The organism is Reyranella sp., from assembly GCF_965228225.1.
Taxonomy (GTDB): Bacteria; Pseudomonadota; Alphaproteobacteria; order Reyranellales; family Reyranellaceae; genus Reyranella.
Window position 1 is genome coordinate 3,726,447 of the sequence record NZ_OZ245801.1, and the last position, 15,614, is coordinate 3,742,060.

The following is a 15,614-nucleotide window of genomic DNA, read 5'->3' on the forward strand; positions in this document are numbered from 1 at the left end:
CTAGCCCCGCTGTCCAGATGCACCGCCGGTCCTCTCGTCGAGGTCTTCCTCGCCGGGCGCCTCGTCGGTCGGCACGCGATAGCCTTCCTTCAGCCAGCGGCCGAGATCGATGTCGGCACAGCGCTTGCGGCAGAACGGCTTGTATTTGGGGTCCGCGGGTTTTCCGCAGGTCGGGCATTTCGGTTCGATGCGCACGGCGCGCAGCGGCGGGGATCGGTCAGTCATCGATCTTTTCCAGCGCTTCGAGCTGGGCCGCCAGGGTCGGACCGCGCCGGGCGCGGGTCAACTCGAACAGGCCGAGCCGGGTGAAGCCGTAGATCTGGGTGGGCACCGGGTCGCTTGCCAGGTGTTCGGCCAGCAGCGCCTGGACCTTGTCGCGGTCGTAGGCGCTGCGCATGTTGACGAAATCGATCACCACGGCCCCCGCGAGGTTGCGCAGCCTGAGCTGCTGGGCGATCGCCGGCGCCGCCTCCAGGTTGACGTCGACGGGCCGGCGCGGCGCGCGGCCCTGGCGGCCACCCGCGCCGGCACTGTCGACGTCCACGGCGCACAACGTCTCGCCTGGTTCGAACAACACCTCGACCCCGCTCTGCAGGGCGATCCGCGGCGCCAGCGCGGTGTCGATCTGGCCCGCCACGTCGTCGATGTCGAAGGCCGGCATCGTGCCGTTGTGCCAGCGGACGCGGATCTTCTCGCCCAGCCGGTCCATCTTGTCCTGCAGCGTGCGCGCCATCGCCCGGTCGTCGAGGATCACCTCCTCGAGGTCCGCGCCGTGATCGCGCAACGCCCGGGCGACCGGATCGCGCTCGCCCGGGATGCGCGCCGACAGGTCGGCCGGCGGCTCGACGTCGAGAGCCAGGCGCCGGATCTTCTCCCAGCGTTCGAGCACGCGCGTGGCGTCGGCCTGCAGGACATCGGCCATGGCGCCCCCGGCGGCGGTGCGCAGCACGATTCCACCCTCGAGCAGGCCCTCGACATGCGCGCGCAGCCGATCGCGCTCGGACTCCCCCTCGATGCGGCGGGAGAAGGTCACGCCGGCGCCGTTGGGGTGATAGACGAGATAGCGGCCGCTGATGGCGATGTTCATCGACAGGCGCGGCCCCTTGTCGCCCTCGCCGTCGTTGCGCACCTGCACGAGGACCGGTGCGCCGAGCGGCGGCCAGCCATCGACACCCGACAGGTCCTCCGCCCGCAGGAAGCCGGCGCGGTCGATGCCGATATCGACGAAGGCGGCATCGAGATCGGGCATCACCCTTTCCAGACGGCCGAGGAAGATACTCTCGACCCTCGAAGGCTTGTCGCGGCGGACCACCTGAAGCTCCAACAGGCGGCCCTCCGTCACCAGCGCCATCAGGAACGCCTGAGGAAGCACATGGCAGACGAGCCGATCGACACGACTCATGGCAGGGAGGCCTTCAGGAGCGCCACGGTTTCGAAGAGCGGCAGCCCGACGACGTTGCTGTAGGAGCCCGACAGGGACGCGACGAAGGCGGCGGCCCGGCCCTGGATGGCGTAGCCGCCCGCCTTGCCTTGCCATTCCCCGCTCGCCAGATAGTCATCGATCTCGGCCGCCTCGAGGCGCTTGAAGCGCACGATGGTCTCGACCAGGCGCGTCCGTACCCGGCCATCGGCACCGGCCACGGCGACGCCGCCCAGCACGCGATGGCGGCGGCCGGAGAGTTTGGAGAGGCACAGTCGCGCCTCGGCTTCGCGTTCCGCCTTGGGCAGGATGCGGCGACCGCAGACCACGACACTGTCGGCCGCCAGCACGAGGGCGCCGGCATGGCGCTGCTGCACGACCGCGAGTTTCGCTTCCGCCATGCGCAAGGCATAGGCGCGCGGCAACTCGCCCGTCCGGGGCGTCTCGTCGATGTCGGCAGGGTCGATCTTTGCGGGCTCGTATCCGACCTGTCGCAGCAGGTCGAGCCGTCGCGGAGACGCGGAGGCCAGTACGAGCGGGGGGATCGTCGAGGCGCGCAACGCCTACTTGAAGCGGAAGGTGATGCGGCCCTTGGACAGGTCATAGGGCGTCATCTCGACGGTGACGCGGTCGCCTGCCAGAACGCGGATGCGGTTCTTGCGCATCTTGCCCGACGTGTGGGCGAGAATGACGTGGTCGTTGTCGAGCTTCACCCGAAACATCGCATTGGGCAGCAACTCGGCCACGACGCCCGTAAATTCGATCAAGTCTTCTTTGGCCATCCGGCCTCCGGCTGGGGTGAATTTCTGGGAAAGCGGCCGGAAAATGGGCCGCAGGAGGGGGTAAGTCAATGGCGGCGCGGGCAGCAGCCGGGATGGCCGGCCTTCTCACCGAAGCCTGGGTCCCTTATACAGGGCGCGGCTGCGGACGCCCGGGGAAGAAGGACCAGCAAAAGATGAACTCAACGTGCATGTCGGGCCTCGTGGCCGCCCTGCTCCTGACGCCGGCGCTCGCATTCGCCCAGGCGTCGCCGGCTCCCGCCGCACCACCGAACGCCATCACCCATCCGGCCCAGAAGACGATCGGCAAGCCTGCCGCGCGCCAGTATTCGACGGCGCTGATCGTGATCAATGCCCGGGGCGCGAAACTCGACGGGCAAAAGCTGGTCCTCGATGGCGTATTGCCCACGGCGACCCTGTTCACCAGCCGGCCGAAGCGCTCGGTCGGTCACATGGTGACGCCCGACATGGCCGACATCTGGCGCACCGGCAGCTTCGCCAAGGATCCGCCGAACGCCACGGTCTCCGTCTTCCACAAGGATGGCGGCAACGTGTCGGACCTCGTGGTGACCCTGAAGACCGCCAAGCTCGAGGGCGAGAAGCTCACTTTCGACGTCGATGTGCTGGAGGGCAGCCTGGGCGCCGCCGATGGCCCCGCCTCGGTATTCATCGACACGGTCTGGTTCGGCATCGGCTCGCATGGTGCCCAGTATTACGGCCAGAGCCAGACGACCGGCGGCGAGACGCCGGCGATCGGCGATCCGGACGGCACCAGCACCTTCAGCGGCTGGTCGAACCCCTCTCCGACGGAGCCCGTCAACCGGCAGTGGAACGGCGGCAGTGGGACCAATGGCGGCGCCGGCGCTCCTCCGCCGCCCGACATCGATCCGCGCTACCAGCAGCGCTACAACGCGCCGTCCTGCGGCAAGCCGCCCCTCCTGCCCTGCTACTGAGCCGCACGGTGACCATCATGCACTCCCTCCGACTCTCCGTCGCTTTCGCGACCGCCGCCGCCACGCTCGGCCTCGCCTTCGGCGCCGCTGCGCAGACCCAGCCGGCCACGCCGGCCAATTCCTCGGTCCAGGGCCTGCCGAAGGTGGTCGGTGCGGCGCGCCATCCGCGCCTCATCCCCTCGATGTTCGTGCTGAACGCCCGCGGCGCCAAGCTGCAGGACAACAGACTGATCCTCGACGGCATCGCGCCCAGCGTCATCGTGTTCGCCGACCGCCCGGTGCGCTCGGCGGGACATGCGATGCTCGCGCATGTGCTCGAGGAATGGACGGCGAAGGCGCCGAACTCCTTCGCCAAGGATCCGCCCAATGCCACGGTCTCGGTGTTGAACAAGGCGAAGGGCAGCGTCGTGGATGCCGTCGTCACGCTGAAGTCGCCGAAGCTCGAAGGCGACAAGCTGACCTTCGAGGTCGATGTGCTCGAGGGCGACCTCGCGGGTGCCGACGGCGGCGCCTCGGTCTTCATGGACCTGATCAAACTGCCGGTGCCGCGTCACAGTTCGCATCGCGCGGCCTGGTACGCGGGTTCCGAAAGCACGCGCTGACACCGTCCTTACAAGCGCTCATGCACGGCAGGAAGCTCGCCTGCAGGCGCGTGCGCGCCCCCGCCACAATCGATCCACAATCCGGTTCGGAAATGATCCCGGGCGAAGGCGCTCCAGTGTGGCAGCGCTTCGCACCTGAGGAGAGACATCATGAACCGGACATTGCTTGCATTTTCACTGGTCGGCGCCGCGGTCCTTGCGACGAATGCAGTCCAGGCGCAAGGCATGCCCACCGGTCGCGAACCCGGTACGGAACCCAACAGGATCTTCACGCCCACGACGGCGCCTAACTGGACGCCGACCGCCGAAGGCGCCATCGCGCGGCAGCAGATCCACGATGCGGGCTATAACGGCGTCACCATGCTGCTGCGCAACAAGGATGGCAGCTGGGAGGGCCAAGCCCTCAAGGGCGATACCTACTACCTGATCACGCTCGACCCGGCGGGCCACGTCACCCAGCGTTAGGCCGGGACGGTCAGACCGAGGGCGTGATCGGTATCCCGAAGCGCGCCTTCAGTCTGGCCAGAACCTGATCGCGGGTATGACGGTAGGCATCGAGCCGCATCTCCCGCGATCCCTCGACCGCGCTGGGATCGGGCATCGGCCAATACTCGACCTCCGTCGCCGTCCCCCGCGTGAACTCCAGCGCGCTGTGATGCGCTTCCGGCGACAGCGTGACGATCAACTCGAACGACGCGGCATCCACGTCATCGAAGGTCTTGGCGTGGTGGCGGTGGACGTCGATGTCGATCTCGTCGAGCGCGGCGACCGCGAACCCGTCGACCTCGCTCGCGCGCACGCCCACCGAATCGATATAGACCCTTTGGCCGTAGAGCCGCTTGGCCAGCGCCTCGGCCATCGGCGACCGGACGGAATTCTCGCTGCAGGCGAAGAGCAGGCTGGACGGCAGTCCGATCATCGCCCCTGCCTGCTCACGATTTGATGTGCAGGGCGCAGATCAGCGTGAAAAGACGCCGGGCCGTGTCATGGTCGACCTCGATCTTGCCGTCGAGCCGCTCGCGCAGCAGGTCCGACCCCTCGTCGTGCAAGCCCCGCCGGCCCATGTCGAGCGCCTCGATCTGCGCCGGACCGAGCTTCTTGATGGCGGCGTAGTAGCTCTCGCAGACGAGGAAGTAGTCCTTCACGACCTTGCGGAACGGGGTCAGCGACAAAACGATGTCGCGCAGCTTCTCGTCGGCCTCGTTGCGTACGTCGAATACCAGCCGCTGCTCGAAAATGCCGATGCGCAACCGGTAGGGGCCGGGCTGGCTGCCGACCAGATGGAAGTCGTTCTCCTCGATCAGGTCGAACAGCGCCACGGCCCGTTCGTGCTCGACTTCCGGCGTGCGGCGGGCGACCGATTCCTCGTCCAGCACCACATCGACGATGCGCCGCGTCCTGTCAGTCGTCCCGGCCGGCATGGTTAGCGGCCCAGTCGGAGCGAAACCGAACGGCCGTGAGCGCCGAGCCCCTCGGCGTCGGCGAGCGCCACCGCGGACGGGCCGAGGGCCGCCAGCGACTGCGGCGTACAGGCGACCAGCGACGTCCGCTTCAGGAAATCGGAAACGCCCAGCCCGCCGGAGAAACGCGCGGCGCGCGAGGTCGGCAGCACATGGTTGGTGCCGGCGACATAGTCGCCGATCGCCTCGGGCGTGTGGCGGCCGAGGAAGATCGCGCCGGCATGACGGATCTTCTGCGACAGCGCCTCAGCCTCCGCCATCTCCATCGCCAGTTCGACATGCTCGGCGGCGATCGCGTCGACGATGGGCGGCGCGGCCGAGAAGTCCGGCACCAGGATCACGGCGCCATTGTCGCGCCAGCTCGCCGCGGCGATATCGGCACGGGCAAGCGTCTTCAACTCGGCCTCGACGGCGCGCATGACGGCGTCGGCAAAGGCCGCATCGTCGGCGATCAGCACTGACTGCGACGACGGGTCGTGTTCGGCCTGCGACAGGAGGTCGGCCGCGATCCACCGCGGGTCGTTGTGCCGGTCGGCGACCACGAGGATCTCGGAGGGGCCGGCGATGAGGTCGATGCCGACCTGGCCGAACACGCGGCGCTTGGCGGCCGCGACATAGGCGTTGCCCGGCCCGGTGATCTTGTCGACCGGCCTGATCGATTCCGTGCCGTAGGCCAGGGCCGCCACGGCCTGCGCGCCACCGATGCGCCAGATCTCGTCGGCGCCGGCGATTTCGGCCGCCAGCATGACCAGAGGATTGAGCGTGCCGCCCGGCGTCGGCACCACCATCACGATGCGGCCCACGCCCGCGACCTTTGCCGGCACGATGTTCATCAGCACCGAGGACGGGTAGGCCGCCGTGCCGCCCGGAACGTAGACGCCCGCCGCATCGACCGGGCGATAGCGCGCGCCCAGACGCGTCCCTGTCGCGTCGGTGAAGTCGACATCCTTCGGCATGAGTTCCCGGTGGAAGACCTCAATGCGCCGGGCGGCGAAGGCGAGTGCCTCGCGCTGCACCGCCGGCACCTGAGCCGCCGCCGCGTCGCGCTCGGCCTCGGAGATACGCATGTTGGCCGCCGTGATGCCGGCCCAGTCGAATTTCGCGGTATAGTCGACGACGGCCGCGTCGCCGCGGGCACGCACGTCGGCCACGATGCCGGCGACCACGCGGTCGACATTCTCGTCGGTATCCCGATTGCGCCCAAGGAAGGCCGAAAATTCCTTTTCGAAACCCGGCGCCGAAGCGTCGAGCCTAAGCGGCACGGGGCACACCGAGCGCGACTTCGCGGAAGCGGTCGATCCAGTGGCCGACCCGCTGGGGCCGCGTCTTGAGCGCGGCGCGATTGACGATGAAGCGCGAGGTGATGTCGGCGATGTGCTCGATTTCGACCAGCCCGTTCTCCTTGAGCGTGCGGCCGGAATCGACGAGATCGACGATCCGGTGGCTGAGGCCGAGCGACGGCGCGAGTTCCATCGCGCCCGAGAGCTTGACGCACTCAGCCTGCACGCCACGCGCCGCAAAGTGCTTGCGCGTCACCTCGGGATACTTGGTGGCGATGCGGACGTGGCTCCAGCGCCGCGGATCGTCCTTGCCCGCCATCTCGACCGGCTCGGCGACGGCCAGGCGGCACTTGCCGATGCCGAGATCGATCGGGGCATAGATCTCCGGATAGTCGAACTCCATCAGCACGTCGGCCCCGGCGATCCCGAGATGGGCGGCGCCGAAGGCCACGAAGGTCGCCACGTCGAAAGACCGAACCCGGATGATGTCGAGGTCGGGGTGGTTGGTCGCGAAGCGGAGCTGGCGGGCATCGGGATCGGCGAAGGCCGCCTCCGGCACGATACCGGCAGCCGCAAAGACGGGGCCGGCCTCCTTGAGGATGCGACCCTTGGGCAGCGCCAGGATGAGTTTCTCGTTAGCGTCGCTCGACACGACCTGTCTCCAGTAACGAATGCCCGCCCCTGATCGGAGCCGGAAAGGCTATTCGACCGGGTGGGCGGGCTTCCAGGGGGTGGGCCAAGGCTCACCGACATCCCCCAAATGGCATGCGAGCCGGCCGATTTCCAGCCGTATGGCCCGTCCGGCCGAAAAGCGCAGCAGGACTGAATGGTCGTTCTCCAGCACCACTGCGAGCAATTCCAGCATCCGGTCGGGCTCGGCCGTGGGAATGTCATGGTGCCGCACGGCCGTGACCTCGTTGAAAACGAGGGCGGAATGGGTCCGGGTGTGGCCAATCTCCTGACCCGGATCGGCCTCCCACCGGAACCGGTTCAGCAGCAGGACGAACCGGCCCTCCTCTTTCAGATAGGCACAGTCGCGGACCGCCACCAGCGCGTCCTGAACGGCGGCGGAAACGATCGCCAGGTCGTCGGCGTCGAGCGCGGACAGTCTCAGCTTGGCCGTCATGCGCCTAGCCCTTCAGCCGCTCGATGTCGGCACCGCAGGCGCTGAGCTTCTCTTCCAGCCGCTCGAAACCGCGGTCGAGATGGTAGACGCGATGCAGCATCGTGTCGCCCTCGGCCGACAGGGCCGCGATCGCCAGCGACACCGAGGCCCGCAGGTCGGTGGCCATGACCTCGGCGCCCCGCAGCTTCGGCACGCCCCGCACCAGGGCAGATTGATGGTGGATGGTGACGTTGGCGCCCATCCGCGCCAGCTCCGGCACGTGCATGAAGCGGCTCTCGAAGATCGTCTCCGTGATCATCGAGGCGCCCTCGGCCCGCGTCATCAGCGCCATCATCTGGGCCTGGAGATCGGTCGGGAAGCCCGGGAACGGCTCGGTCATCACGTCGACGCCGTGCAGGGCTCCGTTGGTCCGGTGCACGCGCATGCCGTTCTCGGTGTCCTCGAGGGTGACGCCGGCCGCACGCAGGCTGGCCGCCACGGTGTCGATCAGGTCGACCCGGCCGCCGATCAGCTCGACGTCGCCTGCCGTCATCGCGACGGCCATCGCATAGGTGCCGGTTTCGATGCGATCGGGGATGACGGCATGTTGGATCGGCTTGAACGACGTCACACCCTCGATGGTGAGCGTCTCCGTGCCGATGCCGCCCACCGGCACGCCCATGGCCGACAGGCATTCGGCCAAATTGGCGATCTCCGGCTCGCGTGCGGCATTGTCGAGCACGGTGGTGCCCTTGGCGAGGGCCGCCGCGATCATCAGGTTTTCCGTGGCGCCGACCGACACTTTCGGGAAGGTGTAGCGCGCGCCCCTCAGGCCCTTGGGCGCCCGCGCGACCATGTAGCCGCCGTCGATGTCGATGTCGGCGCCCATCGCCCGCAGGCCGGCGATATGCAGGTCCACGGGACGGGCGCCGATGGCGCAGCCGCCCGGCAGCGAGACCCTGGCCTGTCCCTCGCGCGCCAGCAGCACGCCCAGAACCAGCATGGAGGCGCGCATCTTGCGCACGATGTCGTAGGGCGCCGTGGTCGAGATGATTTTCGACGCCTTCAGCACCATCGTCGTGCCGTGGCTGTGGCCGTTCTCGCCGGCGGTGGCATCGATCTCCACCCCGTGCTGGCGCAGCAGCTGCATCATGGTGGTGATGTCGGCCAGGCGCGGCACGTTGTGGAGAGTGAGCGGCTGGTCGCTCAGCATCGATGCCACCATCAGCGGCAGGGCCGCGTTCTTGGCGCCGGAAATGCGGATCTGGCCCTTGAGCTGGCGGCCGCCCCTGATGCGAATTCTGTCCATGGTCGCCTCCGCTCAGATTTTCGGCAGGGTGACGCCGCGCTGCCCCTGATACTTGCCGGCCTTGTCGCGATAGGAAACCTCGCAGGGCTCGTTGCCCTGAAGGAAGAGGAACTGGCAGGCACCCTCGTTGGCGTAGATCTTCGCGGGCAGCGGCGTGGTGTTGGAGAATTCCAGCGTCACATGCCCCTCCCACTCCGGCTCGAGCGGCGTCACGTTGACGATGATGCCGCACCGCGCATAGGTCGACTTGCCGACGCAGATCACCAGAACGTCACGGGGAATGCGGAAATACTCGACCGTCCGGGCCAGCGCGAACGAATTGGGCGGGATGATGCAGACTTCGGTATTGCGGTCGACGAAGCTCTGCTGGTCGAAGTTCTTGGGGTCGACCACCGACGAATTGACGTTGGTGAAGATCTTGAAGTCGGTACCGACACGGGCGTCGTAGCCGTAGGACGACAGGCCGTAGGAGATGACGCCTTCGCGCTTCTGGGCGTCGACGAAAGGCTCGATCATGCCCTTCTCCTGCGCCATGCGGCGAATCCAGCGGTCCGAGAGAATGCTCATTGGGGCGCTTCTAAACGAGGGAGGGGGGCGGCTCAACCGCCGGTCTTGCCTGCGGCCGGATCAATGCCCTGTCCCGGACCCGTCGGTTTCGGGACCTCCCCCTTGGCGCGCGCCTGCGCCTTGCGCCGCTTCAGGTTCTCGCGCAGCGCGGCGGCGAGCCGGTCTGCGCGTTCGTCCTTCTCCGGGACCTGCTTCGAGGGGGCGGTCATCCGGGGAAGGATACACCATTGCGGGGCGGCCGGGGCAGTCCCGTGTGCCGCCCCCGGCACCGTCCGATCCGGCGATCAGTCGCCCGCCGCCGGGGCCTCGACAGGCTCGCCCGCACCGCGCTTCTTCGAGTGGTCCGCCGCCAACATCACGTAGACGGCCGGCACCACGAACAGGGTGAACAACGTGCCCACCGTCAGGCCGCTGGCGATCACCAGGCCCATCGAGAAGCGCGACAGGGCGCCGGCGCCGGTGGCCACGATCAGCGGCACGACACCCAGCACCATCGCCGCCGTGGTCATCAGGATCGGCCGCAGACGGATGGCGGCGGCCTCCTGGATGGCCTCGCGCCGCGACTTGCCGGCTTCCTGCAGCTCGTTGGCGACCTCGACGATCAGGATGCCGTGCTTGCTGATCAGGCCCATCAGGGTGACGAGGCCGACCTGGGTGTAGATGTTCAGAGTCGCCCCCGGCATGCCCACCGTGCTCAGCGCCATCAGGAAGATGAGCGCGCCCGCGATCGACATCGGGACCGAGAACAGGATGATCAGCGGATCGCGGAAGCTCTCGAACAGCGCCGCGAGCGACAGGTAGATGATGATCAGCGCGAAGCCGAAGGTGACGATGAAGCCGCCGCTCTCCTGCACGTACTGGCGCGACGCGCCGCCATAGTCGATCGAATAGCCCTGGGGCAGCGTACGCTGTGCCAACTCCTTCAACGTCTGCAGCGCCTCGGCCTGCGACACGCCCGGGAAGGCGACGCCCTGAATGGTGGCGCTGTTGAGCTGCTGGAAGTGGTTGAGCGACTGCGGGATCGCCTTGGTGGTAATCGACGCCACGGTCGACAGCGGCACCGTCGTGCCGTCGCCGGCCTTGATGTGGTAGTCGAGGATCTGGTCGATGTTCTGCCGCGAGGACTGCTGGACCTGCGGGATCACCTTGTAGGAGCGGCCGTCGAGCGCGAAGTAGTTGACGTAACCGCCGCCCAGCATCGAGCCCAGGGCGCCGCCGATGTCGCTCATCTGCAGGCCGAGCGCAGAGGCCTTGTCGCGATCGATCACGACCGTGGCCTGGGGCGCATCGATCTTGAGGTCGGTGTTGAGGAAGATGAACCGGCCGGTGGCGAGCGCTTCCTGCAGGAACTTCTGCGCCACGTCGTTCAGCGCCTCGAAGCCGCCCGTCGTGTTGATCACGAACTGGATCGGCAGGCCGGTCGAGCCGGGCAGCGGCGGCGGCTGGAAGGCCACGACCTGCGCGCCGGCGATGCCCGCCAGCTCTTGCTGCACGATCGGCTGGAGCTGGTTGGAGGTCATCGTGCGCTTGTCCCACGGCTTCAGCACGTAGCCAGCGATCGACTGGCCGGGCACGTCGAGTTGGAAGACGTGATCCGTTTCCGGATGGCTGGCACCGATCTTGTAGACCTCGCGCGAATAGATCTGGCGCTGGTCGATGGTCGAATTGGGCGCCGAGGTCGCGAAGCCGATGATGATGCCCTGGTCCTCTTGCGGCGCCAGCTCGCTGCTGGTGGCCGAATAGAGGAAGTAGATGCTGCCAAGCACCAGCACGGCGAAGGTCGCCGTCACCGGCAGGTAGTTCAGGCTGCCCGTCAGCCAGCGGGCGTAGCCGCGCCGCAGCCGGTCGAACACGTTGTCGATGCCGCGGATCATGCGGGCTTCCAGGCTGCGGTCGTCGTGACCGTGCGGCCTCAGCATCCGCGAACACATCATGGGCGAGAGGGTCAGCGCCACCACCGCCGAGATGGTGACGGCCCCCACCAGGGTGAAGGCGAACTCGGTGAACAGCGCGCCCGTCAGGCCGCTCTGGAACCCGATCGGGACATAGACGGCGATCAGCACCACGGTCATGGCGATGATCGGCCCGCCCAGCTCACGCGCCGCCTGGATGGCGGCCGGGACGGGCTTCTGCCCTTCCTCGAGATGGCGGTTCACATTCTCGACCACGATGATGGCGTCGTCGACCACCAGGCCGATCGCCAGCACCAGCGCGAGCAGGGTCAGCAGATTGATGGAGAAGCCGAAGGCCGCCATCATGGCAAAGGTGCCGATCAGCGACAGCGGGATGGCGATCACCGGAATGATCACCGACCGCACCGATCCCAGAAAGGCGAAGACCACGAGGGTCACGATCACCAGCGCCTCGAGCAGGGTGTGGATCACCTCCTCGATCGAGCTGTTAACGAACTCCGTCGAGTCGTAGATGATCTGCCCGTTCAGCCCCTGCGGGAGCTGCGCCTGGATCGACGGAAAGACATCCTTCACGCCCTTGATCACGTCGAGCAGGTTGGCGGCCGGCGCGACCTGGATGCCGATATAGACCGCCTTCTGGCCGTCGAAGCTCACTTCCGATTCGTAGTCGTCGGACCCCAGCGTCACGTTGGCGACGTCGCTGAGGCGGACGATTGCCCCCTTGTCCTGTTTCAGCACCAGGTTGCGGAACTCATTGAGCGAGGTCAGCGCGGTCGAAGCCTTGAGGGTGACCTGCACCATCTGCCCCTTGGTCGTGCCGAGGCCCGCGATATAGTCGTTCGCCGTCAATGCCAGCCCGACGTCGGCCGCGGTCAGGCCGTAGGCGGCGAGCTTCTGCGGGTCGAGCCAGGCGCGCAACGCGAAGTTCTTGGCGCCCAGCAATTCAGCCGTCTGCACGCCCTCGACCGCCTGCAGCCTGGGCTGCACGACGCGCACCAGGTAATCGGTGATCTGGTTCGGCGCCAGCTCCTTGCTGTTGAAGCCGATATACATCGCGTCGATCGTCTGGCCGACCTTCACCGTCAGCACCGGCTGCTGCGTCCCGGTGGGCAGTCGGTTCAGCACCGAGCTCACCTTGGTGTTGATCTCCGTCAGCGCCTTGCTCGAATCGTAGTTGAGCCGCAGGTAGACCGTGATGGTGCTGACGCCGCTCTGGCTGGTCGAGGTCATGTAGTCGATGCCGTTGGCCTGGGCGATTGCCTGCTCGAGCGGCGTCGTGATGAAGCCCGCGATCACGTCGGGATCGGCGCCGTAGTAGGTCGTCGTGATCGTGACGACGGCGTTCTCGGTGCGCGGATACTGCAGCACCGGCAGGGCGCTGATGGCGCGCAGGCCGACGACCAGGATCAGCAGGCTGACCACGCTCGCCAGTACAGGGCGGCGGATGAAGATATCGGTGAACTTCATGGGACGATGTCCTGCAGGCTGACTATTTATCGACGATCTTCGGCGCGGCGTCGTTCGTGGGTACGGCGCGGTTGTCGACCACCACCGGCACGCCGTTGCGCAGCTTGATCTGGCCGGAGGTGACGACCGTGTCGCCCTCGGAAACGCCCTTCAGGATCGCCACCTGGTCGCCACGCGTAGCGCCTGTCGTAACGAAGACCTGGCGGGCGGTGAGCTCCGGCTTGGCATCGGTGCCCTTGCCCTTGTCGTCGACGATGTAGACCAGCGAGCCGTAGGGATTGTAGCTCACCGCGGTCTGCGGCAGCGTCACCAGGCGCTGCGCCGCGCCGGTGTCCAGCTCGACCGCGGCGAACATGCCGGGCATCAACTTCTGGTCCGCGTTCGGCAGGGTGGCGCGCACCTGAACGTTGCGGCTGCCCGTCTCGATCTTAGGATTGATGGCGGTGATCTTGCCTTCGAAGGTGCGGCCGGGGAAGGCGTCGATCTTCGCCCTCACCTTGTCGCCGACCGCGATCTGCGCCACGGCCTGCTGTGGCAGCAGGAAGTCGACGAAAATGGGATCCATCGACTGCAGGGTGGCGATCATGGTGCCGGCGGCCAGGAACTGGCCGAGATCGACCTGGCGCAGGCCGAGCTTGCCGTCGAACGGCGCCCGCAGCGTCTTCTTGTCGAGGATCGCCTTCTGGACGGCGACCTGCGCGCGGGCGTTGCGCAGATTGGCTTCGTCGCTGTCGACGACTGCCTGGCTGATCGCCTGTGCCTTGAGTTGCTTCAGGTCGCGGTCGTAGGTGATCTGCGAGAGGGACGCCGTCGCCTCGAGCGACTGAAGCCGGGCTTCCTCGTCTTCCTTGCGAAGAGTCAGGAGCACCTGCCCGGCCTTCACCTCGTCGCCCGACTGGAAGGTGATGGTCTCGACGACGCCAGCCACTTCAAGCGACAGCTCGGCCCCGCGCACGGCGCGTAACGTGCCGACCGCATCGATCTTCGGTTGCCAGTCGCTCGTCTCCGCCTTGGTGGCGGAGACGGTCTGGGGCGTATTGGCCATCCCCGCCATGGCTTCCTTGATCTTTCCGTTGACGAAGGTCTTGAAGCCGAACAACCCGCCGAGCACCACGCCGACGAGAATGAGCATGATGAGCATTCGCTTGATCATCGTATGCCTCTTGAGCTGATCAGGATGACTTGATGTAAATTCGAGGGAGCGGCGGGTCAGTGACCCGCGCGCGGAAGCTTGATGTCCTGGACGGGTGGCAGCGCAAAGCGCGTCGGCTTGCCCATCGATTTCGGATCGACGTCGGTGCGGTTCCACCAGCCGCCACCCAGCGCCTGGAACAGCCCCGCCGTGTCGGAGTAGCGCGCTGCCTGCGCCTTCAGCCGGTTGATGACCGCGGTCTGGTACGTCTGTTGTGCATTGAGCAGAGTGAGATAATTCACTGCGCCTAGCTGGTACTGCTGTTCGGAAAGCCTGAGGCTCGCCGCCGCTGTCTGCTCGGCAGCGACCTGGGCGCGCAGCGTGTCGGCATCGTACTGCACGGCACGCAGGGCATTGGCGACATCCTGGAATGCCGACAGCACGACGCCGCGATACTGCGCGGCCGCGCGCTCATAGGCGGCGATCGCAGCCTTGCGCTGGCTGTCAAGCCGGCCGCCGTCGAACACGGTCTGGGCGATTCCGAGGCCGATGCTCCAGACCCCCGAACCCGGCACGATCAGGGAGCTGATCCCGCCCGAGGTGAACCCCAGCAGGCCGGTGATGGTGAACTGTGGCATCTGGTTGGCGACCGCGACGCCGATATCGGCGCTGGCGCCGCGGAGCTGCTCCTCGGCGGCGCGCACGTCTGGGCGCTGTTCGACCAGAGACGAAGGCAGGCTGAGTGGCAGCTCCTGCGGCAGCTTCAGCTTGGCCAAGTCGAAGCTCTCGCCGCGATCCTGGTCCGGCGAGCGGCCGACCAGCCTCATCAGCTGATTGCGCTGCTGCGCCAGCTGCTTCTGCAGCGGCGGCAAGGTCGCCTGGGTCTGCGTGAGGGCCGCCTCCTGGGCCAGTACGTCGGCGCGCGAGGCACCGCCCAGGTCGAACTGGCGGCGCACCACCGTCAGAGAATTGCTGAGGATGTTGATGATGTCCTGAGTCGCTTTGATCTGGGCCTCCAGCGAGGCCACGTTGATCGCCGCGACGACGACGTTGGAAGAGAGCGTCAGATAGGTCGCCTCGAGCTGGAAGCGCTGGTACTCCGCCGCGGCTTCCCGGGACTCGACCTGGCGGCGCACACCGCCGAAAACGTCCGGCGAATAGGAGATGTTGAGCGATGCCGAGGTGACGCCGAACATGACCCCGGAGCCGGTCTGCCCCTGCGAGGCTGGAGAGGAAAGTTGCTGCTGGCCCGATCCATTGGCGCTCAAGGTCGGGAACAGGCTGCCCTGCTGGGCGAAGTAGAGTTCGCGAGCCTGCCGCAGCGCCGCCTGGGCAGCGTCCACATCCGGATTGGCCTGCAGCGATTCGCGGACCAGAGCGTCGAGCTGCGGCGACTGAAACAGCACCCACCACTCGCCGGGAATGTCCTGCTCGGGCACGAAGGTCTGCGCGGCGCCGCCGGGACTGGCCGCGGAGCTGGTCTGCAGGGCCAGCGGCTCGGGCGTGTATCCGGTCGATGTCGGCTTGTTGGGCTTCACGAAATCCGGACCGGCCGTGCAGCTGGCGAGGAGAAAGGCCGTGAGGGCCACGAGAAAGGGCGAGCGCCTGTTCATGTTCGTACTCGCGG

Annotated in this window: 18 protein-coding genes; 3 read left to right on the forward strand and 15 right to left on the reverse strand. The window is 67.2% G+C overall.

The genetic code is table 11. The annotated features are described in order from the left end of the window. Genes ACO07K_RS18060 through infA form a run of 4 tightly spaced genes read right to left on the reverse strand, consistent with a single transcriptional unit; the run spans position 1 to position 2,202 of the window. Positions 1-225, reverse strand: coding sequence for a DNA gyrase inhibitor YacG (locus ACO07K_RS18060; RefSeq protein WP_422030215.1), 225 nt, complete (start codon positions 223-225; stop codon positions 1-3). Next, entirely contained in the window at positions 218-1,402 is a 1,185-nt protein-coding gene (locus tag ACO07K_RS18065) for a ribonuclease E/G (protein WP_422030217.1), read from the reverse strand. The genes ACO07K_RS18060 and ACO07K_RS18065 overlap by 8 nt, the downstream gene beginning before the upstream one ends. Beyond that, positions 1,399-1,980 (reverse strand): Maf family protein, encoded by a 582-nt coding sequence (locus tag ACO07K_RS18070; RefSeq protein WP_422030219.1) that lies wholly within the window; start codon positions 1,978-1,980, stop codon positions 1,399-1,401. The genes ACO07K_RS18065 and ACO07K_RS18070 overlap by 4 nt, the downstream gene beginning before the upstream one ends. Before the next feature lie 3 nt (positions 1,981-1,983). After that, positions 1,984-2,202, reverse strand: coding sequence for a translation initiation factor IF-1 (gene infA, locus ACO07K_RS18075; RefSeq protein WP_422030221.1), 219 nt, complete (start codon positions 2,200-2,202; stop codon positions 1,984-1,986). Between the two features lie 173 nt (positions 2,203-2,375). On the opposite strand from infA, the gene ACO07K_RS18080 reads away from it, so the two are divergent. The 3 genes from ACO07K_RS18080 (at position 2,376) to ACO07K_RS18090 (ending at position 4,219) form a co-directional block, all read left to right on the forward strand. Continuing rightward, complete coding sequence (locus tag ACO07K_RS18080) at positions 2,376-3,152, forward strand: hypothetical protein (RefSeq protein ID WP_422011441.1); 777 nt, start codon at positions 2,376-2,378, stop codon at positions 3,150-3,152. Positions 3,153-3,169: 17 nt separating this feature from the next. Continuing rightward, complete coding sequence (locus ACO07K_RS18085; RefSeq protein ID WP_422030223.1) at positions 3,170-3,754, forward strand: hypothetical protein; 585 nt, start codon at positions 3,170-3,172, stop codon at positions 3,752-3,754. A 150-nt stretch (positions 3,755-3,904) separates the two neighbouring features. Beyond that, complete coding sequence (locus ACO07K_RS18090; RefSeq protein WP_295137451.1) at positions 3,905-4,219, forward strand: hypothetical protein; 315 nt, start codon at positions 3,905-3,907, stop codon at positions 4,217-4,219. Positions 4,220-4,229: 10 nt separating this feature from the next. On the opposite strand, the gene ACO07K_RS18095 is transcribed toward ACO07K_RS18090, so the two are convergent. From ACO07K_RS18095 to ACO07K_RS18145, 11 genes are all read right to left on the reverse strand, one after another. Further along, positions 4,230-4,673, reverse strand: coding sequence for a low molecular weight phosphatase family protein (locus ACO07K_RS18095; RefSeq protein WP_422030225.1), 444 nt, complete (start codon positions 4,671-4,673; stop codon positions 4,230-4,232). Positions 4,674-4,686: 13 nt separating this feature from the next. Beyond that, on the reverse strand, positions 4,687-5,175 hold the full coding sequence (locus ACO07K_RS18100) for a UPF0262 family protein (protein WP_422030227.1): 489 nt from the start codon (positions 5,173-5,175) through the stop codon (positions 4,687-4,689). A gap of 2 nt (positions 5,176-5,177) precedes the next feature. Beyond that, positions 5,178-6,476 (reverse strand): histidinol dehydrogenase, encoded by a 1,299-nt coding sequence (gene hisD / locus ACO07K_RS18105; protein WP_422030229.1) that lies wholly within the window; start codon positions 6,474-6,476, stop codon positions 5,178-5,180. Next, positions 6,466-7,146 (reverse strand): ATP phosphoribosyltransferase, encoded by a 681-nt coding sequence (gene hisG / locus ACO07K_RS18110; protein WP_422030231.1) that lies wholly within the window; start codon positions 7,144-7,146, stop codon positions 6,466-6,468. Before hisG ends, hisD begins: the two co-directional genes overlap by 11 nt. A 48-nt stretch (positions 7,147-7,194) precedes the next feature. Next, a complete protein-coding gene (locus ACO07K_RS18115; protein WP_422030233.1) occupies positions 7,195-7,620 on the reverse strand; it encodes a DUF2948 family protein in 426 nt (141 codons plus the stop codon). Between the two features lie 4 nt (positions 7,621-7,624). After that, on the reverse strand, positions 7,625-8,908 hold the full coding sequence (murA, locus tag ACO07K_RS18120) for a UDP-N-acetylglucosamine 1-carboxyvinyltransferase (RefSeq protein ID WP_422030235.1): 1,284 nt from the start codon (positions 8,906-8,908) through the stop codon (positions 7,625-7,627). Positions 8,909-8,920: 12 nt separating this feature from the next. Further along, positions 8,921-9,475 (reverse strand): dCTP deaminase, encoded by a 555-nt coding sequence (gene dcd, locus ACO07K_RS18125; RefSeq protein WP_304846178.1) that lies wholly within the window; start codon positions 9,473-9,475, stop codon positions 8,921-8,923. A 32-nt stretch (positions 9,476-9,507) separates the two neighbouring features. Continuing rightward, the gene (locus ACO07K_RS18130) at positions 9,508-9,684 is read right to left on the reverse strand and encodes a hypothetical protein (protein WP_298314357.1); all 177 of its coding nucleotides are present in this window, start codon (positions 9,682-9,684) and stop codon (positions 9,508-9,510) included. A gap of 75 nt (positions 9,685-9,759) precedes the next feature. After that, positions 9,760-12,855: an efflux RND transporter permease subunit gene (locus ACO07K_RS18135; RefSeq protein WP_422030237.1), complete on the reverse strand. Its 3,096-nt coding sequence runs from the start codon at positions 12,853-12,855 to the stop codon at positions 9,760-9,762. Between the two features lie 22 nt (positions 12,856-12,877). Next, positions 12,878-14,008 (reverse strand): efflux RND transporter periplasmic adaptor subunit, encoded by a 1,131-nt coding sequence (locus tag ACO07K_RS18140; protein WP_422030239.1) that lies wholly within the window; start codon positions 14,006-14,008, stop codon positions 12,878-12,880. A 56-nt stretch (positions 14,009-14,064) separates the two neighbouring features. Further along, on the reverse strand, positions 14,065-15,600 hold the full coding sequence (locus tag ACO07K_RS18145; RefSeq protein WP_422030241.1) for an efflux transporter outer membrane subunit: 1,536 nt from the start codon (positions 15,598-15,600) through the stop codon (positions 14,065-14,067). Positions 15,601-15,614 lie beyond the last annotated feature (14 nt).